Genomic DNA, 21,995 nt, shown 5'->3' with positions numbered 1-21,995 from the left:
CCCGATGGTAAAGAATTTTACTTTTCCATTTCAACCCCGGGGAAAGGGTATAGAATGTACTATTCAAAACAAACTGCAGAAGGTTGGACAGAACCACAAAAAGTTTCATTCTCCGGGGAGTATTCTGATGTTGATATGTTTATAACAAAAGATGGCAAGAGAATGTATTTCGGCTCAACAAGGCCTTTAAACGGTGAAAAAAGCGATTTTAAAATATGGTATGTCGATCGAATAGACGGTGAATGGGGTGAACCCAAATACTTCGATTCTCCGGTTAATAATATGAAGCGTTCGCTATATGTTACTATTTCTGATAGAGGAACTATGTATTTCCAGGGAATCCGTGATGATTCGTTTGGCGACAGGGATATTTACTACTCGGAGTATAATGATGGTAAATACTCGGTTCCGGTTCACCTTGGAAGGGAAATCAATTCGGAACATGGTGAAGGCGATGTTTTCATTGCCCCCGACGAAAGCTACATGATTGTTAATGTCAGTGGCCGGGCTGATAGTTTTGGAGGAGGAGATTTATACATCTCATTTAAGCAAAAAGATGGAACATGGTCAGGTTTAAAGAATATGGGAAGTCCGATTAGCTCTCAGGAATCGGATTACTGCCCTATGCTATCGCCTGATGGGAAATACTTTTTCTTTACCTCTACACGAACAGGGAATGGGGATATTTATTGGGTAGATGCAAAAATTCTAGCAGCTATTAAAAACCATTAATAAAATGACAGTAATGAAAAATACAATTTTAGCTATATGCTTAATTCCCTTGAAATTAATTTTATCGCAGCCTGAACAAACAGAAACATACGGCTATGAACTGATAGGCGAAAATCTTTACAAAATTGAAGTAGAGAATACTTCGATCATTGCCTCCATTGGCCCTGATGGAGTTCTACTTTCAGATGTTGGCAGGGAAAGAAGTGCAATAAAATTAATGTCGACCATTAAAGAGATAGGTGGCGATAAAGTAAACATAATCATTAATACACATTGGCATAATGATCACACGGGTGGCAATAAATATTTTGGGAAAGAAGCAGTGCTTATTGCCCATAACAATGTGAGAAATGCTTTATCGGAAGAGAAGCATCTGAAATTTTGGAATGAAGATCATCCAGCATATCCAGAATACGCTTTGCCCGAAATTACTTTTACGGATCGTATAACTTTACATTTTAATGGTGAAGATATTGAAGTCATTCATCTTCCTAATGGTCATACAAATGGGGATGCCATGGTTTATTTTTCTAAATCAAATATTTTGCATGTTGGCGATTGTATTTTCTCGAATGGTTTTCCTGCCATAGGTTTTGAGATGGGAGGCAGTGTTAAAGGATTTGCAGGCAATTTAAATACCATAGTTAGTACTATGCCACCTGACGTGAGAATAATTGTAGGTCATGGCCCTGACTATAGAATAGAGGATGTAAAAGCATATGAAAAGATGATACGATCATCGTTAAATCTTGTTCATGATGCCATGAACAAAGGAATGAGTGTTAAAGATATACAGCAAGCAGGTCTTTTGAATAGGTGGGAAAAATACAGCAACGGCTTTTTTTCGCTTAATGAATGGATCAATATGATTTACCAAAGCCTGGTTTTTCAGCTTGAGCGAAACTCAGATAACACGAAGCAATTTTCAGAAATGAGAGATTCATACCTTGGCCAGAAACCACCGGGAATGACTCCTGAAATTTTTGCACCGGGAATAATTTCAACTATAGCTCACGAACACAGTTCTCCGGCTTTTGCACCAGATGGGACCGAAGTGTTTTATTCGGTATTTTATCCGGGTGTAACGACAGAAGTGATTATGCGACGAAAGTTCGAAAAAGGTAAATGGTCTGAACCTGAAGTTGCACCTTTTTCAGGATGTTACAGGGACGGCGGACCAGTATTTGCTCATGACGGTTCTAAATTATATTTTTATTCGACAAGACCGATTAATGAAGGTGAAAAGCCAGGGCAGATGGATATTTGGTGTGTTGAAAAAGAAAAAGGGGAATGGGGCAAACCGCAGCATTTAGGATATAATGTAAATACAAATGAGAAAGAAATGACCTTGTCGGTAGCAAAAAACGGGAATATCTATTTTACAGTTATTAATTCGGAAAGAGGACATTCACTTTATTTGGCTGAATTTATGAATGGAAATTATTTAAAGGCAAAGACTTGTGGGAATTTTCTTGGGGATAATTATAATGAATGGTGCCCGTTTATTTCACCGGATGAAAGCTATCTTATTTTAGCAGCTTATAAAAAAGATGGTGAAGAAAACAATGATTTATATGTCGTATTTAAAATGGAAGATGGCAGTTGGAGTAAAGCGATAAATCTTGGGGAAACGATAAATACAAATCATCAAGAACAATTTCCTCAAATTAGCTATGATGGAAAATACCTTTTTTTTACAAGCAATAGATTTAGAACCGGCCCACGAAACATTGATAGTTATTTTTACGAAAATCAACTTACTTATTCGGAAATTATGAAAATTTCAAGATTGCCCGGAAATGGCAGAGGTGATATTTACTGGGTGGATACAAAAATAATCGACGACCTCCGCAAAGAAGCATTGAAAGATGATAAATAATATTAAAATAATCAGACGAAATTAAGATGAAAAAAACAATTCTTATCGCTTATTTGCTTCTGGTGGCGGCAATAACCATCAACGCACAACAAACTGATTTCCCATATCGAAAGCTTTCGGGACTTACCGGGCCGTATTTTGGCCAAAAACCGCCGGGAATGATACCCGAAATTTTTGCACCGGGGATTGTTTCAACCATGTATCATGAACACAGTGCACCTTCATTTTCCCCAAGCGGGAAAGAAGTTTTTTGGCTTTCGTACCCACAAGGCAATTATATTTATCGCTATCCAAAACGTATCCTTTATTCAAAAGAAGAAAATGGCTGTTGGTCCATTCCTGAATTTCCTTCATTTGCAATAGGACTTGAGTGCAGTGAAGCTTTTTTTTCTTATGATGGTGAAAAAGCTTTTTTTAGTGCTGCAAAAAGAATAACAATTGATGGTGAAGATATTATAGATAATGATATATGGATCACAGAAAAAACATCATCGGACTGGTTGGATCCTGTGAACATCGGAGACCCGATTTCTTCCAATAACTTTGAATATCAACCCACAGTAACGGAAGACTTAACACTTTATTACATGGGATATCTAGAAGGAGTCAAAAATAATTACGGCATATTTAGATCCAAGTTTCTTGATGGAAAATATATGAAGCCCGAAGCATTGCCTGCACCCATCAATTCTGAAGCAGTCGATTGGACTCCATTTATTGCAAGAGATGAAAGTTACTTGCTTTGGTCTTCAACTCGCGAAGGGGGGTATGGAAACGGAGATATATATGTGTCATTTAAAGATGAGAATAATAACTGGACGGCAGCTATAAATTTGGGATCGAATATCAATGAAAAATTTAACGAGAGATACCCTTCTATTTCACCGGATGGTAAATATCTTTTTTTTGTTTCGGATAAGATAAATGAAAGACTTGAAGAAGAAACCGATTTGACTTTTCAAGAGACCTTGAATATTTATAATAATCCGGGAAACGGTTGGAGTGATGTATACTGGGTGGATGCAAAAATCATTGAAGAGTTGAAGAAGACGGAGTTGCAAGGAAATTAAAAAAATAACAAAAATACAAAACGGAACAAAAATGAAAAAACATTTTAAGTTACAAAGCTTTGTTCTGATAATAGGAATAATTCTGATTTCCTGTTTGCCTGCAATTGGACAGATTGATTGTAATTATCGGGAAAATGAAAAAAAAGCATATAACGCAATTACCGTAGAGGAATGTAAATCCTCGTTGTACTTTTGCAACGAGGTGCTAAAAGTTGTTCCCAATCATCCGGTAATAAATTATCTGTCAGCTCGACTAAACGCACTATTGGGGAATGATGATCTTGCTTTGGAGTATTTACAGAAGGCTACAAAACTTGGCTATACTACTAAATTGCGATTTAATAAGATCCATCATTTAAATGATACCGCATTTTGTAAAATCCACACAACAAATAAGTTTGATGAAATAATCAAAACTCTACAAAAGGCGGAGAAACCAATACATAAAAGCCAAGTTGCTTTTACTTTGTCCGATAAGAAACTGGTAACCGAAGGGATTACGTATGATCCAGTCGAAAAGATGTTTTATTTGGGAAGCATGAATAAACACAAAATAGTCAAAGTCGATTATTCTGGGAACATTATTAATTTTACAAGCGAAGGTCAGGACGGATTATGTGAGGTGCTTGGAATTCATGTAGACGCTGCTCGCCGTACTTTATGGGCTTGTTCATATTCGGAGAACAAGAATGAAATATTCAAATATGATCTTTCATCAGGTGTGCTGATTAATAAATATTCATTTCCACAAAATGAAATAAAAAATACATTTAACGATCTTGTCATTCATCCCGATGGTGATGTTTTTATCTCTAATCCATCAGATGGTGAAGTCTTTGTGATTCCCCATTCTTCGGATAAACTGGAATTGTTCTTGAAAAGTGATTTAATTGTAGCCCCCAATGGAATTACCTTATCTGAAGATGGACGGGTGATCTATTTGGCAGATTACAAAATAGGGATATATAAAATAGATATTAAAACTAAATCATTCTCTCTTTTATCTCATGAACCGGATTTTTATCCTTACGGAATCGACGGTTTATATTTTGAAGACAACAAACTTTACGCGTTACAAATAGGGCTGAATCAGATCAGTAAATTTTCTCTTAACGAGGACGCAACCCATATCGAGTCTTGCGAAATATTTGAGAGAGATACACCGGAATTTATATCACCCACAACCGGAGTAATTATAGATGATTATTTCTATTACATTATTCATGACGGAGGAAGTAGTGATAACCCGAAAGGAGTAGTTGTTATGAAAGTTCCGCTGAAACAATAAAAAATAATCAATTATGAAATATATTTTCGCGCTACCCATTTTACTGTTATTCGTAAATAGCGTATCAAGCGCACAGAGTGATGCAAAAGGTTTCCCAAAACTTTCTGGTCCTTATCTTGGCCAGAAACCGCCAGGGAAGGTGCCCGAAATATTTGCCCCCTTTTTGGAGCAGGAAGGTTTTAACTGTGTAAGTTGCTCTTTCTCGCCAGACGGAAAGGAATTCCTTTATACTCTTTCTCCTTTGCGGGGAAGTACATCAACTGCAAAAAAAGGAATTTATAACTATTATTTAAAAGCACGTGATGGGATTTGGAGCAAGCCTGAAGAGTTTTTATCCTCACAAAATATAATATTCAGATACCCTTCTTTCACAAAAGATGGAAAAAGATTAATCCTAAATTCAACGGGCGCCGAAACAAAGGAATATAAAATACCCCGTTCAGCAATGTGGCAGAGTGAAAGAACAGAATCTGGATGGAGTGCTCCAAAAGAAATAATTTTTGGAAACGGGATGAATGGAGTTGCGGCTGTTTATCCTTCTTCCGCCGCAAACGGGAACCTCTTTTTTGCATCATTTGAAAAGGATAATAAAAGTTACATTTATATGAGTAAAAATGATAACGGTCATTACTCGGCACCCGAAAGGTTGGCTGGATATATAAATATCAACAGCGGCAATCATCCTTATATTGCGCCAGATGAGAGCTATATTATTTTTGATTCAGAAATAGAGAGCAATTCTTCCGGCAAAAGCGACTTATTTATTTCGTTCCGAGGCAATGATGATAAATGGTTGAAACCTGTTAATCTAGGCGAAAAAACAAATACGGATCTTGATGAAAGAAGGGCGTTCGTGTCAGACGACGGAAAATACCTTTTTTTTGTTAGTGACAGAAATGATAAAACCAATAGTGGGATTAGGAATTATTATTGGGTAGATGCCTCATTTATTGAAGACCTCCGCAAAGAAGCGTTAAAAGATAACAAATAAACATCTAAAAAGAGAACAAAATGAAAATACTACTATCTGCATTATGCTTTTTAGTTATTGTGACAATAACCGCAAGCGCACAAGAAAAAGATTTCTCAAAACTTTCTGGGCCATATTTAGGGCAGAAACATTCTGGAACATTACCTCAAATTTTTGCTCCCGGAATTGTTTCAACATCAAACCCAGATATTTGCATATCATTCACACCTGATGGTAAGGAAGTATATTATACTATGGGAGGTCAACCCCATAGTGTTATACTGTTTATGAAAGAGGAGAAGGGTGTATGGTCATCTCCCGAAGTTGCCCCTTTTTCAGGTATGTACAGTTCCGAATGCCAGCTTTCACCGGATGGGAATACAATGTATTTCTGTGCTGGAATTCCTGCAAGCGGATCAGGCAATCCAAAAGGAAACTGGGATTTATTTAAAGTTGATAGAATAAATGGTGAGTGGGGAAAGCCTTTAAGGCTGCCATATCCTTTGGCTTCGGATGAATACTCTGCGGATTGTCCATCTGTAGCTGCAAATGGGAATATTTATTTCTATTCATCCAACTACCCGGGTGGCTTTGGTAAAGGAGATATCTATGTTTCAAGACTCATAAATGACAAGTATCAAACTCCCGAGAATCTTGGAGCAAATATCAATACCGAATTTTATGATATGGACCCTTTTATTGCACCTGATGAGAACTACATTATCTTTTCATCCATCCGCCCTGGCGGACAGGGCGAAAACGATCTATATATCAGTTTTAAAAACAGTGATGGTTCATGGGGAATGGCTGTAAATATGGGAAAAGAAATTAATTCTTATGCTCACGAGATTCACCCTTATGTTAGCCGCGATGGAAAATATCTTTTCTTCTGCTCAAAAAGAAGAATTTCGTATAAAAGGTACTCAGAGAGACCATTAAATTTCAAAGAAAAAATGGAATGGACGAAAAAACCTGGCAATGAGCTTGAAGATATTTATTGGGTTGATGCCAAACTTATAGAAGAACTTCGCAGGCAGTATCAAAAATAATCTTTGCTCATACCATGAGGATCATTCTTTGTTTTATAATTACTTGCCTAGTATTGCTGACTTTAGGGATTCAAACCGAGAAAACAGATACCCTGAAATTGGATCAAGCCAATATAGTCCTTCCATATTTTATCATCGATGGCCATACTCACGATCTGGTTCCAAGAAATGGATCAGATCCTGTTCAATCAGAATTATCGGAATTATCAAAAACAGGTGTTAATGGGGTTATTCTTGCATTCCCGCTAAATAAAACAAACTCTGATAAGCTTATCAACCAGATTAAAAGAGATATAGAGTTTGTCCATAGCTATGCAAAAGCTAAAGGTATTGAAATCAGTTTTGTGAATAGTTTCTCTAATAATCCCAACGACAAAATATTCACTACTGTACAGATACTTCCTTCAGTTGAGTACTTCGATGGATTGTTTAATGGTTCAACAGCAATGCTGGATGATCTAAAACAGTTGGGTATAAGATCAACTACCCTTGTAAATAACCGAAAAGATATTATCTCTGATGATGAAAAAAACCTGAATAAGATGGGTATCAACCTTGTAAAACGACTAAACGAACTTGATATTGCTATTGATATAAGCCACTTGTCAGAATTTCTGCAAATTGAAGTTATCAAAACATCTGCAAAGCCTGTTTTTGCATCGCATTCAAACTGCAAAGCAATTGTTACTTCCAACAGGAATTTATCGGATAGAGTTATTTCTGAATTAACTAAAAAGGGAGGAATGGTACTGCTTACATTTGATAAGGAGTACCTGTCAGGAAACAGTTCTCAGAATGGCATTGATGCATTGATTAAGCATATTGATTATTTAAAAACCAAATATGGAGAAAAATGCATTGGCCTGGGCTCCGATTTTGGAGGTTCAGGGGCCAATGCTCCAAAAGAATTATCAACTATTGAATCATTCATCAGAATAGCTCAAAAACTGGAAGAAATTGGATATTCCAGGGAAACAATTAATGGAATAATGGGAAAAAATATTGTCGATTTCTTCTCTAAAAACTGAAAGATTGCTTTTTGTTATAATATCTTAATATTCTAATAATTATATCATTTGTATTAACAATTAAAACTAAAATTATGAAAACTTTATTTTTACTTTTAATCCTGTCATTACAGGTTGTGATTCTCAATGCCCAAACCGAAGAAGATTTGGTAAAGAAGGTAATCCAGAGTGCCTATGTTGATGGCCTGAAAAACTTCACTTCTCTTGATGATATCGATAAAGGATTTCATCCTGATTTCGAGTATATTGCCATTGGTACAGACAGCTCGAAAATTTCCAAAACACCAATTGCAACCTGGCGTGAAGGGGTCCGCAAAGCAAAGGAGAACGGAACAGTCCCAAATGTAAAATCCGAAGCAAAATTTTTAATGGTGGATATTACAGGAAATGCTGCCGTAGCCAAAATTGAGCTTTACCGGGATAAAAAACTGGTGTTTACCGACTATTTCAGTTTGTTAAAATTCAAGGAAGGTTGGCGCATTGTAAGTAAAACTTCTCATAGGCACTAAAAATGAAAAGGCAAATTGTATTGCTTTGCATAATTGTTTCATTACCAATTGTGCTTTGTGCCCAAAAAAACACATTCCCAATGCTTAAAGGGGAATATCTCGGACAGAAACCTCCAGGAACAACCCCTGAAGTTTTTGCTCCGGGCATTATTTGTACCGACATAAGCGAAGGATGCTCCGGATGGGGAAATAATATGGAGTTTTTTATCTTCCAGCGATGGATAAATCGGAATTCATATCTCTACATTACCCATCAGGTTAATGGTATCTGGACGAAACCGGAACTGATACCTTATGCTGAAAAATACCAGATTGGTGATTTCACCATTGCCCCGGATGGTAAGACATTAATTTTTGCGTCAAATATCCTTATCGAAGAAATTGGTTCAGAGGGCGAAGGTGGCAATATCTGGATAATGGAAAAAACTGAAACTGGTTGGACTGAACCTAAACAAATTGGCAAGCCGATAAATACAAAATACCACGACAGCTATCCTTCGCTGGCAGCCAATAAGAACCTCTACTTTTTTAGCAGAAAACCCGGCGGTTTTGGGCAATCTGATCTCTATCTGTCCAAATTCGTCAACGGACAATATGAAGAACCAGTCAATTTGGGAGATAATCTGAATACTGAACATCATGAATGGGATCCCTATATCGCGCCCGATGAGAGTTATATGATTTTTTGCTCAATGATGCCAGGAGGTTTGGGTGAAGATGATCTTTACATAACCTACAGGCAAAAAGATGGTACCTGGGGAAAACCAAAACATCTGGGTAATGAAATTAATTCAGAAAAATCCGATAACCGGCCCTATGTTACGCCTGATGGAAAATACTTTTTCTTTACCAGCACCCGAACCGGGAACAGGGATATTTACTGGGTGGATGTAAAAATTATTGAAGATTCAAAACCAGAACATCTAAAATAATAAAGGATGAAAAATTTAATTACGTGTCTACTTCTTCTTTTAACATTACCTTCTATGGTATTGTCACAACCTGAAAAGTCTGAAATTTTTGATTTTCTTAAGGAATTTCAGGATGGATATAATCTAAGGGATACAGCAAAGGTTAAAGAGTGGGTTTACCAGTTGATGAGTGATGATGTGCAGATTATCGGAACAAATGGAGTATATCCTAATACAGGTGAATGGCAAAAGGGATTAAAATGGGCCGAAATATTATTTGCCAACGACTGGAATCGTTGGGGTGTGTTAAATGCTGATATTGAAAATGCAGATATTCAGATTGTTTCAGATGATGTTGCCATTGTTGCCATGTTTGCTACGGTAACTAAAAGTATTGAGAATGGTTACGGAAGAAGCAATAAAGCAAATATGGAAAGGTGTGTCCAACGATTGGCAAGCCTTAGCAATGATACAACAAAATCCGTAGAACAGAAACTTTTCACTGCCATCTGGGATGCCGGTATGGTTTTAAAACAAACCGAATTGGGTGAAACATTCGTGTGGCCGGTCCGGATATCAATGGTCCTTGTAAAGAAGGAAAACAAATGGAAAATGGTTCAGACACACTACTCTTACCCTATGGCCGGTTATCCTCCGATCAGACTAATTGGCAATGAAATAATTACCTATTAGAAACAACACATCAACGGCATGAAAGGTTTTGAAAAAGTATTTAATGAAAAAGCAGCATTACTATCTCTTATTTTAATAGTCGTGCTTTCAATAAGTTTGTTGGGTCAGGAGAGCAAAACAGTTCTTAAAGGGCCCTGGTTTGGCCAGAAACCACCCGGAATGATCCCTGAGATTTTTACTCCGGGATTTATCTCTACCGGGGCAAGAGAACTTAATTCCGCTTTTACTCCTGATGGTAAAGAATTTTACTTTTCCATTTCAACCCCGGGGAAAGGGTATAGAATGTACTATTCAAAACAAACTGCAGAAGGTTGGACAGAACCACAAAAAGTTTCATTCTCCGGGGAGTATTCCGATGTTGATATGTTTATAACAAAAGATGGCAATAGAATGTATTTCGGTTCAATACGGCCTGTAAATGGTGCAAGAAGCGATTTTAAAATATGGTATGTTGATCGAATAAAAGGTAGATGGAGCAAACCCAAATACTTCGACACTCCGGTTAATAATATGAAGCGTTCGCTTTATGTTACTGTTTCTGATAAAGGAACTATGTATTTCCAGGGAATCCGTGATGATTCGTTTGGCGACAGGGATATATACTATTCGGAATTCATTGATGGGAAATATACCGAACCAAAACATTTAGGAAAGGAAATTAATTCGGAATATGGTGAGGGCGATGTGCTGATTGCCCCAGATGAATCATACATGATTGTAAATATTGTTGGAAGATCCGACAGTTTTGGTGATGGAGACCTTTATATCTCTTTTAAGCAAACCGATGGAACCTGGTCGGATTTAAAGAATATGGGAAGTCCAATAAACTCAGCAGAATCAGATTATTGCCCGATGCTATCACCTGATGGAAATTATTTCTTTTTTACAAGTACGCGAACAGGGAATGGCGATATTTACTGGGTAGATGCTAACATCATCGAAGACCTTCGTAAACAAGCATTTAATATTGAAAAGTAAATATCTAAAAATGAGAATAAAATGAAAAAACTACTTTTTACTTTTTGTTTAATTGTATTTGTTTCAATTACAGTAAGCGCACAGCAGTCCGATATTCCCAAATTGATAGGACCTTATCTTGGCCAAAAACCACCCGGATTGACCCCTGAGATTTTTGCACCGGGCATTATCTCATTCGGATTTCATGAGTTAAGAATAACTTTTTCTCCTGAGGGTGACGACGTTTTTTATGTTACATGTGCCAATAGATATACTCATCGAATATTGGTACATATCAGGAGCAATAATGGCAAATGGTTTGAACCGGAATTAGTACCTTTTGCATGGGATTGTAATAATGGGAGTCCTTCATTCTCACCCGATGGAAAAAGGGTTTATTTTGCTTCGAATAAAGATAATCCGGAAATTGTAAAGGATGGTTCAGGATTAGATATTTGGTATATTGAAAGAGTTGAAAATGGATGGACAGATCCAATTAAAATGCCTGAAACAATTAATAGTACTTTTGGTGAATTTGCTCCATCAGTTGCTTCAAATGGAAATCTTTATTTTGATGTTACCAATGAAAATAACAAATCATTTATCTATTGTTCAAAATTAATAAATGGTATCTATTACCCAAGAGAAAAAATTAGAATTGATTTACAAACCGATGTAAGTATAGGATCTTCTTTTATTGCCCCCGATGAAAGCTATCTGTTATTTCAGGCAAATTTACCAGAAGGTTTTGGGGGAAATGATATTTATGTGTCTTTTAACAATGATGATGGTACCTGGGGCGCTCCAATAAACCTGGGTGAAAGGATAAACTCTGAATTTTTAGAAATTGGTCCGCGTGTTTCTATTGATGGCAAGTATCTTTTCTTTACTTCAAATAGAAATCATCCTAATGAAATGTACAAGGGCAAGAATTATAGTGAATTGATTGAAATGTTGAAGAGCCCCCAAAATGGTTATGGGACGATTTATTGGGTGGATGCAAAAATTATCGAAAAATTGAAACCAAAATGATAATCATTAAATAAGAGAAATGAAGAAACTAATTGTGATTTTATATTTTTTGCTCATTACTGTTTTCAGTATTGGCCCGAGTAATGAGAAGATAGTAAAGGTATCTGAGTATATTGAATTAGGTGGTACAAGCCAATGGATAATGGCCAGAGGAACAGATAGTTCAAATCCGATTCTTCTTTTTCTTCACGGTGGCCCCGGATTCCCTGAATCACCATTTGCCTATTATGATTCAAAAGAAATTGAAAAACATTTTATTGTGGTTAACTGGGACCAGAGGGGGTGTGGAAAATCTGCCTGCCCTGAATTACCGCTGGAATCCATAAATATGGATCAAATTCTTATTGATGCCAAAGAACTAATTGAATATCTGAAAGTCAGATTTGGTAAGCAAAAAATTTATCTGATTGGACATTCCTGGGGAAGCATCCTGGGAATTAACCTCATTCAGAAGTATCATGAAGATTTCTATGCCTATATAGGTATGGGGCAGGTAATCAGCATGGCAGAAGGGGAGGTCGCATCCTACAATTATGCATTAAACAGGGCTATAGATGCTAATGATACAACCGCTTTAGAACAGCTAAAAAGTCTTGGACCACCTCCATACAATAACTATGACCAAATAAAAACTCAAAGGGCTATCCTATCAAAATTCGGAGGAGCATTTAAGAGTATTACCTATGGAGACATAATAAAAATTATGATGGCATCACCAGACTATTCCAGTGAGGATAAAAAATCTTTTATGGAATCCTTCATGAAGATTCAAAATTTACTTTGGCCCGATGTAATGAAGGTAGATTTTTCAAATACATTTCTAAGGTATCAAATTCCGATATACTTCTTTTTGGGAAAGTACGACCATGGGTGTCCATTTGAATTGGTTGAAGAATATTTTGCCAAAATAGATGCTCCCTATAAAGAGATTATATGGTTTGATAACTCCGGTCATTGGCCAAATATCGAGGAACCTTATCAATATCAAAAGGCTTTAATAGAAATAGTTACAAAAAATAATACTCGTTCCAGGTAATTTAAAAAAAACAAAAATGAAAAATTTAATTTCTGCTATCTCTGTAATTTTGTTCACCCTATTGAGCATCAGCAAAATCCTTGCAGATAACACCTCTGATAAAGTAGCTATAATGACCTACGTTTCAGATCGTGAGCAGGAACGGTCAGTAAAGGCAATGATTAAGAGCATACGCGATAATGCGGGCGAGTATAAAAACTGTAAGATTTACGTGCTGCTAACTGATTTTGACAGGATTAACGATAACTCTCTAAAAGGAAGCAATGTTGAATTGCTAAAACTTGATATTGAAAAATCGATTTTAGATTATCCCCTGGCTATTAAGGCTTTTGCTGCTTCACAGGTTGAACAATTAGTGAGAAAAGAAGTCCGGTCGCTGATATGGCTTGATCCGGGAGTAATAGTTCTGAGTTCACTGGAATCCTTTGATTTGAATGGAGAATTTGATGTGGCTGTGCGGCCAGTTTCATTGGTTAATAATATTGGCCTAGCACCAGATGTTGAACCAAACGATTACTGGACTCCAATTTACAAAGCAAATAAGCTGAACTACAAAACTATCCAGACTATCGAAACGGCTGTGGATGGTGTTAAAATCCAGCCCTACTATAACTGCGAGGTTTACTCGGTTAATCCAAAATTGGGATTGTGTAAGGATTGGGCTGCCCAACTGTCAACGCTTCTAAAAGACGAAAACTATCAGAAAAATACCTGTACAACATTTCAGCGGCGATTGTTCCTACATCAGGCTGTGCTAAGCGGGGTCGTTGCATCACGGATTAAAAGCAATAAAATAAAACCAATACCAATTACCAGCAGTTACCCGTTTAATCAGCACGATCAATTGCCTGATAGCAAAAAGGTATCATCCTTAAACGAGTTAAGTGTTGTAATCTTCGATTATGCCTGGAGCCGAATTCCAACATGGATGAATAAAATAAGCATTAATGAACCTCTAAAAAGTTGGCTGTTTGATACATATCTTGACTATTTACAGCTAACTGAAAATCTATACAGAATTGAGGGTTCTAGCAACTCATATCTTATCGCAACCAGTGAGGGTAGCGTACTTATCGATCCAGCCGGAGCATCTATAGCACCCGAATTCTACAAAAAGGTTTTAGAAAAGAATCCCTTAAAAGCAATTTTGCTTACTCACGCTCATCAGGATCATTCCGATGATATAGCAGTTTGGAGGGATGGAAAAGATATTCCTGTAATTGCCCAACGTGAGTACACAAAGTACTTCGAATATCAAACGGAATTTGCACCATTTTTTGCCAGAAGAAATGCTATCTGGTCGCGTAAACCCATACCAACCGAAATTGTAATCAAACCCGATTCGAGAAACGAACCAACCATCTTTTTTGCTGACAGTTATACTTACGAACTTGGTGGAATACATTTCAATATGATCCATACTCCGGGCGAAACACCCGATCATACAACAATTTGGATACCTGAACTATCTGCTGTATTGGTCGGTGACAACTACTACGAATACTTTATAAACAACTCCACATTCCGAGGAACAATGATACGGCCCATTAAAGGATATCTTCATGCTCTTGATACAGCACTTTCATTTCAACCCGAACTATTTCTGATGGGACACGGTATATCAATTGAAACTAATGAGGCAATCAAAAGTACTGTTGGAAATTTCCGAGATGGATTAAAATATGTTTATAGTGAGACCGTAAAGGGAATTAATGAGGGTCAAGATGTATACACCTTGATGCAAACCATTAATGTGCCACAGGAATATGGATTTGCACCTTTTTCCGGGAAGGTTGAATGGACTATACGTGGTATTTACCAGGAGTATGTTGGCTGGTTTGATGAGAATCCAGCTACGATGTACACAAAACCAGTAGCAAGCATTTTTCCCGATTTAATTGAATTAGCAGGAATTGAACCACTTGTAAATAGGGCAAAACAACTATTGGAAGATAAAGAATATGTTAAAGTGCTGCATATAACTGAGATTATATTATCTAAAGAACCTTTGAATTTACCTGCAAATGAAATCAGATTACAAGCACTTGAATCACTGAGGGCTTCCACCTATAACTATATTGAACGAATTTGGCTGGATTATGCCATTGGGATTTGTAAACAAGAATAATTTAATTTCACTTCAGAAAAAGCTTTAAACATTGCAATATGAAGAAAATAATTTTACTAGTTCTAGTAGGTTTATCATACTTTGTTAATGCCCAGAATTCGGGCCCTGCCAATAAAATGAAACCTGCCCTGATAATTATTGATATTCAGAATGAGTATATTCCCAAGATGTCGGAGCAGGAGAAAAAGTATGCTTTCCAGGTAATCAACGGATCGATCTGGACCTTTCGGCAACATAACCTGCCCATTATCCGGGTTTATCACAGTGATTTGAACTGGAGTCCAGCAGAAAGCTCAGAAGGGTTTAAGTATCCAAGTTCGGTAATAATAAAGGATTCGGATATAATGGTTCACAAGCATTATCCAAGTGCATTCACCAAAACCGATCTGGATAAAATACTGAAAGAGATTAACTGCAATACCATTTATCTCTGTGGATTAAGTGCCACTGCCTGCGTTCTTGCAACTTACTTTGGGGGTGTGGACAGAGGTTATAACACCTTCCTTATAAGAGATGGCATAATGAGCCACGATCCACACTACACTAATGTTATTAATGATATTTGCAATTCTGTAAGCTTTGAAACAATGCGATTAATATTATCAAATATACCTGTAAATTAATTAGTTATGTTTTTTAAGTTTTATAAATTAGAATGTGCCGCATTAGTCTTTATGCTATTAAGCTGCACTCCACACGGTAATAATCCAAATGAAATTGATTTCTATTTTGGACAAAAACCTAATGATACTCTTCCTGAGGTTTTCGCCCCCGGAATAATCTCTTTCGGAAACCATGAGCACCACCTTACATTTATGCCCGACTACTCGGAGCTATTTTATGTTGTTGCTGACAAATACCGAAAACAACACATAATTATATCAAGGAAAAGAGATAACATGCAATGGTCGAAGCCAGAAGTAGCAACTTTTTCGGGATATTATTCTGATTTTGCACCATCTCCAACGCCCGACGGGAAATATCTGCTCTTCTGCTCTAATCGTCCTTTACCAGGCGATACAGCTGAAGTTGGTGACTTCAACATCTGGAAGGTATATAAAAACGCCAATGGATGGAGTACTCCTGAACCATTGCCATTTCCTGTAAATGATGAAACAAATGAATACAATCCCTCAATATCTGCAAATGGCAATTTATACTTTCAAGATCACGATGAAGCGGGTATAGATATATACCTGTCTCTCTTGATTTATGGAAATTATACCCAACCTGAAAAGCTAAGTGAAGCAATAAATTCAATATATCCTGAAATTGGTCCCTGGGTTTCTCCAGATGAATCGGTTCTTTGGTTTTCGTCCGATCGACCTAAAAGTTTTGGAAGTATGGATATTTATTACTCTACAAAAGACTCATCTGGAAATTGGATAGATGCTATAAATGCGGGAGAAAAGATTAATTCTCTTTATGGAGATGCCATTCCAACATTGTCCCCAGATCAGAAACAACTTTTCTTTGTGAGTTTCAGACCAATTGAAATATCTCTAAAAAATAAAAATTTTATTGAAATATTAAGTTTACTAAATTCACCTGAAAATGGTGACGGAACAATATATTGGGTATCGCCTAAAATAATTGAACAATTGGAATGAGTAAATTTTATATACTTTTTTATCTTTTCTTAAGCGTGTTTTCACTTAAGGCTCAGAAACCTGGAAAAAACATTGTTACAGACATTGATGGCAATGTTTATCATACTATTACTATTGGAAAGTACGAATGGATGGCCGAAGACCTGAAAACCACTACTTATAATAACGGAATCAAAATACCCAATATTACTGGAAACATTAACTGGACTAAATTAAACAGCGGAGCCTACTGTTGGTACAATAATGATGAATATAATGTGGCGATATACGGAGCACTTTATAATTGGTATGCTGTAAACACAGCCAAATTGTGTCCTGATGGCTGGCGGGTACCCTCAGATGAAGAATGGAAATACCTGGAAGGTTATGTCGATAATGAATATGCAATTGGTGATGAAATTTGGAATAAAACGGGGCTGCGGGGATTCGATGTTGCACTTGCTGTAAAAGCTAGTTCGGGATGGGACAGGGACGTAAATGGACTGGATCGTTTTGGGTTTAAGGCACTTCCTGGCGGGGAGCGCCTTAGTGGAGACGGACGTTTTTTTATCATGGGATTTAATGGCTTTTGGTGGACCAGTGATGAAGATACAATAAATGATGGTAAAGCCATTTATCGGAGCTTGATCTACGCATTTGATCAAATGATGCGCTATACCCATGACAAAACCTTTGGTTTTTCTGTCCGTTGTATCAGGGATAGATAATTAAAGTTTTTTTTCAACCTTAAAAATAGATGAAAGAATAAGACCCAAAGAATAATTATAAACATAAGTAAAATGAAAATAAGAAATCTCACTTATAGGTCAATCATTTTAACACTCTTCTCTATTTCGTTCTTTTTGGTTTTGTCTTTCAGGGATGCAGATCAGAATGATTCAATGGTTAGCGAAATAGAGGATTTTATCAAAGTTCATAAAATAAGTGAAAATGTTTTGATTATAACAATGGGATACGATGCCATAACGGCAATAGCTACTCAAAAAGGAATCGTTGTGGTGGATGCCGGAATTTCAAATTCCTTAACAGAGAAATATAAGAAAGTCATAGAAAGGGAGTTTGACAGAAATGATTTTGCCTATTTAATCAATACTCATTCGCATCCCGATCACATAGGGGGCAATCAGGTTTTTTCCAATGCCATTATAGTGGGCCATGAAAACTGTTTGTCGGAAATTTCGAATCAGTGGAAAGATCCTGAGAAAATCAAACCCCGTCTTCTTAAAATCGTTGAAGAATACGATTCTGAACTTAAGAACTGTGAGCCCGGATCGGATGAATGGAAAAGTGTTTTCTGTCAAAAAGTAAGGTATCAGAGTGCCTATAATGATTTATTAGACGGTCAGGTAATCACAAATCCCAATGTTACTTTTACTGACAGCCTGAGTATTTTTATGGGCGATGCTACTTTCAATTTAATTTATTTCGGGAAAGCACATTCAAATAGTGACATTTTTATCCATATCCCGGAAGCAAAAATACTGATGAGTGGCGATCTTTTTTTTCCGGGAGGAAGGCCATCTGTTTATGAAGTAAGTGAAAAAGACGCACAACGATGGGTTTATGTGATGGATTGGATCAAAAATCGAGATGATGAGATTGATATCATTATTGGTGGTCATGGGCAAATCATGGACAAAAAGGATTTGGAAGCATTCAATAAATCAATCATTCTGAAAAAGTTAGAACTCGTAACAAAATGAACACTGAAAACAAGATCAAGAATTAATTCAATTTCAAATAGTTATTATCATTGCTATATACACTTACACACTTTTTAGGAAGTGCTTTCCAGAGCAGTAATACTAAAGTCTTGAGGGCATAATTGTATCAGCGACTTAGTATCCCTCAAAATATTCCTTCATTCGAATAAAGAAACTTTTGTCTTTACTGCTTGGCTTTGGGATAAAGTTTTCTGAATTTGACAAAGATTCAAGGATCTTCTTTTCTTCTTTGCTCAAATCTTTGGGTGTCCAAACACTGATGTTGATCAGCATGTCTCCCTTTCCGTATGAATTTACATTTGGAAGGCCTTTTCCTTTTAATCGGAGTATGCTTCCCGATTGGGTGCCGGGTGTGATTTTTATTCTGGCTTTACCGCTAATGGTTGGAATTTCAACGCTTGTGCCTAGTGCAGCTTCAGAAATACTAATGTATTTATCGTAAATGATGTTCGATCCGTCCCTGATTAATTCAGGATGTATGATTTCTTCAATTAAAATAATCATGTCGCCGGGAACCCCATTTCGGGCACCGGCATTTCCTTTTCCACTAACCGACAGTTGCATGCCTTCGGTAACACCTGCAGGAATATTAATTTTAATGACATCATCACCTTTTACAATGCCATTTCCGGCGCAGGTATGACAAATGTTTTTTATAACCTGACCTTCGCCACCGCAATGAGGACAGGTAGAGGAGGTTTGCATTTGTCCCAGAAATGTATTTGTAATCCGGGTTACCTGACCACTGCCTCCACAAGTTGTACATGTAGAATGTGATGCACCACCTTCTGCTCCTGAACCTGAGCAAGTATTACATTTTACATATTTGTTAACCTTGATGGTTTTTTCAATGCCATTGGCGATTTCTTCAAGTGTGAGTTTTACTTTTACCCGAAGGTTGGATCCTTTATTTACTCTTCTTCTTCGGGTATTGCCGCCAAATCCACTAAATCCACCTCCAAAAGCCGATCCAAAAATATCCCCGAAATTGCTAAAGATATCATCCATGCTCATGCCACCGCCATAACCATTACCGGCTGCGCCACCTACTCCGGCATGTCCATATCGGTCGTATCTGCTTTTTTTATCCGGATTACTTAATACTTCGTAAGCTTCTGCCGCTTCTTTGAATTTATCTTCGGCCTTAGGATCATCCTGATTTTTATCAGGATGGTATTTTATAGCTTGCTGCCGGTAAGCCTTTTTGATTTCAGCTTCAGTAGCATCTTTTGAAACTTCTAATATTTCGTAATAATCTCTTTTCGACATCCAAATTTGAATTACAAGCGGTGTAAAAATAGTTTAAATTAGCTACCCACTACTACTTTAGCGTATCTGATTACTTTGTCGCCGAGCAAATAGCCTTTCTCAACTTCATCAATAATTTTGCCCTTCATGCTCTTGTCAGGGGCGGGTATTTCTGTAATTGCTTCATGGAAATCGGTATCAAAAGTTTCACCTATTGATTTCATAACCTGTAAGCCTTTTGCTGTTAAAGCAGTTTTAAATTTATTGTGAATCAAGATTATACCTTCTTTAAAATTGTCCTTGTTATCGGTATCCTCAAGGGCCTTAAAGGCACGATCAAAATCATCCATCACGGGTAATAATGCGATGATAATTTCCGTAGAAGCAGTTTTTGTTAACTCAATTCTTTCCCTGAGTGTTCGTTTACGGAAATTGTCAAACTCTGAAAACAAGCGTAAAAACTTATCGTTCAACTCAGCATTTTTAATCTTCAATTCTTCGAGTTCTTCCGACTCTTTTCTTTCTTTGCGGGATTTTTTTTTCTTGTGTTTCTCTGCCGAATCTTCAATTTCACCATCAACATCATGCAACGTGCCTTCTTCCTGAGTTTCTTCAGCTTTCTTTTCTATATTAATATCTTCCCGATTATTATTTGATTCTGTTACCATTACTATGTATAATTGAATATTGAATGAATAGTTTAGTGTTTAAGCATAGCAATTTATTTGCCAAGCCTGTTACTAGGACAAATTGTCATAAAATTTTGAATCGATAAAACAGATTATGAAATTGTGGCAAAAATTGCATGGGATTAATCAATACGTTGAATTTTAGCACCCAGTTTCTGTAATCGGAGATCAATATTTTGATAACCACGATCAATTTGTTCGATGTTATGAATTTCACTTTTTCCTTCAGCCGATAATGCTGCAATGAGAAGCGCAACACCGGCCCTGATATCAGGGGAGGTCATGGAGATGCCCCGAAGTGCATGTTCACGGTTCAATCCAATTACTGTGGCGCGGTGTGGATCGCATAAAATGATCCGTGCGCCCATGTCAATGAGTTTATCAACAAAAAACAACCTGCTCTCAAACATCTTTTGATGGATGAGTACACTTCCTTTCGCCTGGATTGCAATCACGAGCATGATACTGATCAAATCGGGAGTAAACCCCGGCCACGGTGCATCAGCGATGGTCATAATTGACCCGTCAATGAAAGTTTCAATTTCGTATTCTTTGTGTTCGGGGATATAAATATCATTCCCTCTTTTTTCAATTCTGATGCCCATTCTTCTGAACATCTCAGGAATGAGACCTAAGGCTTCGTAGTCAATATCTTTAATTGTAAGTTCCGACTGCGTCATGGCTGCAAGCCCAATGAAACTTCCTACCTCGATCATATCTGCCATCATGCGGTGCTCGCATGCACCCAAATTTTCAACGCCATCAATTACCAATAAATTGGAGCCGACACCACTGATTTTAGCACCCATTCTAACGAGCATCTTTGTTAGTTGCAGAATGTAGGGTTCGCAAGCAGCATTAAAAATGGTGGTTTGACCATGGGCCAGCGTTGCTGCCATCAGAATATTTGCAGTTCCTGTAACCGAAGCTTCGTCTAATAACATATAAGTACCCAGAAGTCTTTCAGCTTCAATTCGGTAAAAATTTTCTTTAGGCTCGTACGAAAATTTTGCACCGAGTGCTTGTAAACCGAAGAAATGGGTATCAAGTCGGCGACGACCTATTTTGTCGCCTCCCGGTTGCGGGATATAAGCTTTGCCAAAACGCGCAACCAAAGGACCAAGGATCATGATCGAGCCACGTAAACTGGCGGCTTTGATTTTGTATTCTTCGGTTTTTAAAAGTTCAAGATCGATATTTTTAGCCTGAAATGAATAAGATCCTTCAGCAAGGCGGGTAATTTCTACACCAATGTATGCCAATAATTCAATCAGCTTATTTACATCGCGGATGTCGGGAACATTATGTACCGTGATTTTTTCAGGAGTGAGCAGGGTGGCGCAAATAATTTGTAGGGCTTCATTTTTTGCGCCTTGCGGGGTAATTTCCCCATGTAATTTCTGACCTCCTATGATTTCAAATGAGCTCAAAGTTTGCAGGGG

At 37.2% G+C, this 21,995-nt stretch carries 21 protein-coding genes; 18 read left to right on the top strand and 3 right to left on the bottom strand.

What is annotated here, in order from left to right:
- From KKG99_01095 to KKG99_01010, 18 genes are all read left to right on the top strand, one after another.
- Positions 1-732: hypothetical protein (locus KKG99_01095; GenBank protein MBU1011574.1), on the top strand; the 732-nt coding region annotated here is incomplete at its 5' end.
- A 13-nt stretch (positions 733-745) separates the two neighbouring features.
- The gene (locus tag KKG99_01090; protein MBU1011573.1) at positions 746-2,611 is read left to right on the top strand and encodes an MBL fold metallo-hydrolase; all 1,866 of its coding nucleotides are present in this window, start codon (positions 746-748) and stop codon (positions 2,609-2,611) included.
- Positions 2,612-2,637: 26 nt separating this feature from the next.
- The gene (locus KKG99_01085) at positions 2,638-3,681 is read left to right on the top strand and encodes a hypothetical protein (protein ID MBU1011572.1); all 1,044 of its coding nucleotides are present in this window, start codon (positions 2,638-2,640) and stop codon (positions 3,679-3,681) included.
- 31 nt (positions 3,682-3,712) lie between these two features.
- Positions 3,713-4,969, top strand: coding sequence for an SMP-30/gluconolactonase/LRE family protein (locus KKG99_01080; protein ID MBU1011571.1), 1,257 nt, complete (start codon positions 3,713-3,715; stop codon positions 4,967-4,969).
- Positions 4,970-4,982: 13 nt separating this feature from the next.
- Entirely contained in the window at positions 4,983-5,960 is a 978-nt protein-coding gene (locus KKG99_01075; GenBank protein MBU1011570.1) for a hypothetical protein, read from the top strand.
- Positions 5,961-5,980: 20 nt separating this feature from the next.
- Positions 5,981-6,988 (top strand): hypothetical protein, encoded by a 1,008-nt coding sequence (locus KKG99_01070; protein MBU1011569.1) that lies wholly within the window; start codon positions 5,981-5,983, stop codon positions 6,986-6,988.
- 14 nt (positions 6,989-7,002) lie between these two features.
- The gene (locus KKG99_01065; protein ID MBU1011568.1) at positions 7,003-8,016 is read left to right on the top strand and encodes a dipeptidase; all 1,014 of its coding nucleotides are present in this window, start codon (positions 7,003-7,005) and stop codon (positions 8,014-8,016) included.
- Positions 8,017-8,090: 74 nt separating this feature from the next.
- Complete coding sequence (locus tag KKG99_01060; protein ID MBU1011567.1) at positions 8,091-8,525, top strand: nuclear transport factor 2 family protein; 435 nt, start codon at positions 8,091-8,093, stop codon at positions 8,523-8,525.
- A gap of 2 nt (positions 8,526-8,527) precedes the next feature.
- The gene (locus tag KKG99_01055) at positions 8,528-9,457 is read left to right on the top strand and encodes a hypothetical protein (protein MBU1011566.1); all 930 of its coding nucleotides are present in this window, start codon (positions 8,528-8,530) and stop codon (positions 9,455-9,457) included.
- Between the two features lie 6 nt (positions 9,458-9,463).
- Positions 9,464-10,129, top strand: coding sequence for a nuclear transport factor 2 family protein (locus KKG99_01050; protein ID MBU1011565.1), 666 nt, complete (start codon positions 9,464-9,466; stop codon positions 10,127-10,129).
- Between the two features lie 18 nt (positions 10,130-10,147).
- Positions 10,148-11,107, top strand: a complete 960-nt coding sequence (locus KKG99_01045) for a hypothetical protein (protein MBU1011564.1) — start codon at positions 10,148-10,150, stop codon at positions 11,105-11,107.
- 21 nt (positions 11,108-11,128) lie between these two features.
- Positions 11,129-12,118 carry a hypothetical protein gene (locus KKG99_01040; GenBank protein MBU1011563.1) on the top strand — a complete coding sequence of 330 codons (990 nt, stop codon included), beginning with the start codon at positions 11,129-11,131 and terminating at the stop codon, positions 12,116-12,118.
- Between the two features lie 19 nt (positions 12,119-12,137).
- Entirely contained in the window at positions 12,138-13,154 is a 1,017-nt protein-coding gene (locus KKG99_01035) for an alpha/beta hydrolase (GenBank protein ID MBU1011562.1), read from the top strand.
- Between the two features lie 16 nt (positions 13,155-13,170).
- Positions 13,171-15,282 (top strand): MBL fold metallo-hydrolase, encoded by a 2,112-nt coding sequence (locus KKG99_01030; GenBank protein MBU1011561.1) that lies wholly within the window; start codon positions 13,171-13,173, stop codon positions 15,280-15,282.
- 38 nt (positions 15,283-15,320) lie between these two features.
- The gene (locus KKG99_01025) at positions 15,321-15,905 is read left to right on the top strand and encodes an isochorismatase family protein (protein ID MBU1011560.1); all 585 of its coding nucleotides are present in this window, start codon (positions 15,321-15,323) and stop codon (positions 15,903-15,905) included.
- A 6-nt stretch (positions 15,906-15,911) separates the two neighbouring features.
- A complete protein-coding gene (locus tag KKG99_01020; GenBank protein MBU1011559.1) occupies positions 15,912-16,892 on the top strand; it encodes a hypothetical protein in 981 nt (326 codons plus the stop codon).
- Positions 16,889-17,599, top strand: coding sequence for a fibrobacter succinogenes major paralogous domain-containing protein (locus KKG99_01015; GenBank protein ID MBU1011558.1), 711 nt, complete (start codon positions 16,889-16,891; stop codon positions 17,597-17,599). The genes KKG99_01020 and KKG99_01015 overlap by 4 nt, the downstream gene beginning before the upstream one ends.
- A gap of 72 nt (positions 17,600-17,671) precedes the next feature.
- Entirely contained in the window at positions 17,672-18,595 is a 924-nt protein-coding gene (locus KKG99_01010; GenBank protein MBU1011557.1) for an MBL fold metallo-hydrolase, read from the top strand.
- Between the two features lie 135 nt (positions 18,596-18,730).
- Here KKG99_01010 and dnaJ read toward each other — a convergent pair whose 3' ends face one another.
- From dnaJ to murA, 3 genes are all read right to left on the bottom strand, one after another.
- Positions 18,731-19,885, bottom strand: coding sequence for a molecular chaperone DnaJ (gene dnaJ / locus KKG99_01005; GenBank protein MBU1011556.1), 1,155 nt, complete (start codon positions 19,883-19,885; stop codon positions 18,731-18,733).
- Between the two features lie 38 nt (positions 19,886-19,923).
- A complete protein-coding gene (locus KKG99_01000; protein ID MBU1011555.1) occupies positions 19,924-20,532 on the bottom strand; it encodes a nucleotide exchange factor GrpE in 609 nt (202 codons plus the stop codon).
- A gap of 143 nt (positions 20,533-20,675) precedes the next feature.
- Positions 20,676-21,983, bottom strand: coding sequence for a UDP-N-acetylglucosamine 1-carboxyvinyltransferase (gene murA / locus KKG99_00995; protein ID MBU1011554.1), 1,308 nt, complete (start codon positions 21,981-21,983; stop codon positions 20,676-20,678).
- Between the last annotated feature and the right edge of the window lie 12 nt (positions 21,984-21,995).

It is taken from the genome of Bacteroidota bacterium (assembly GCA_018816945.1).
Classification (GTDB): Bacteria; Bacteroidota; Bacteroidia; order Bacteroidales.
This window is presented reverse-complemented; position numbering and strand designations above follow the sequence as displayed.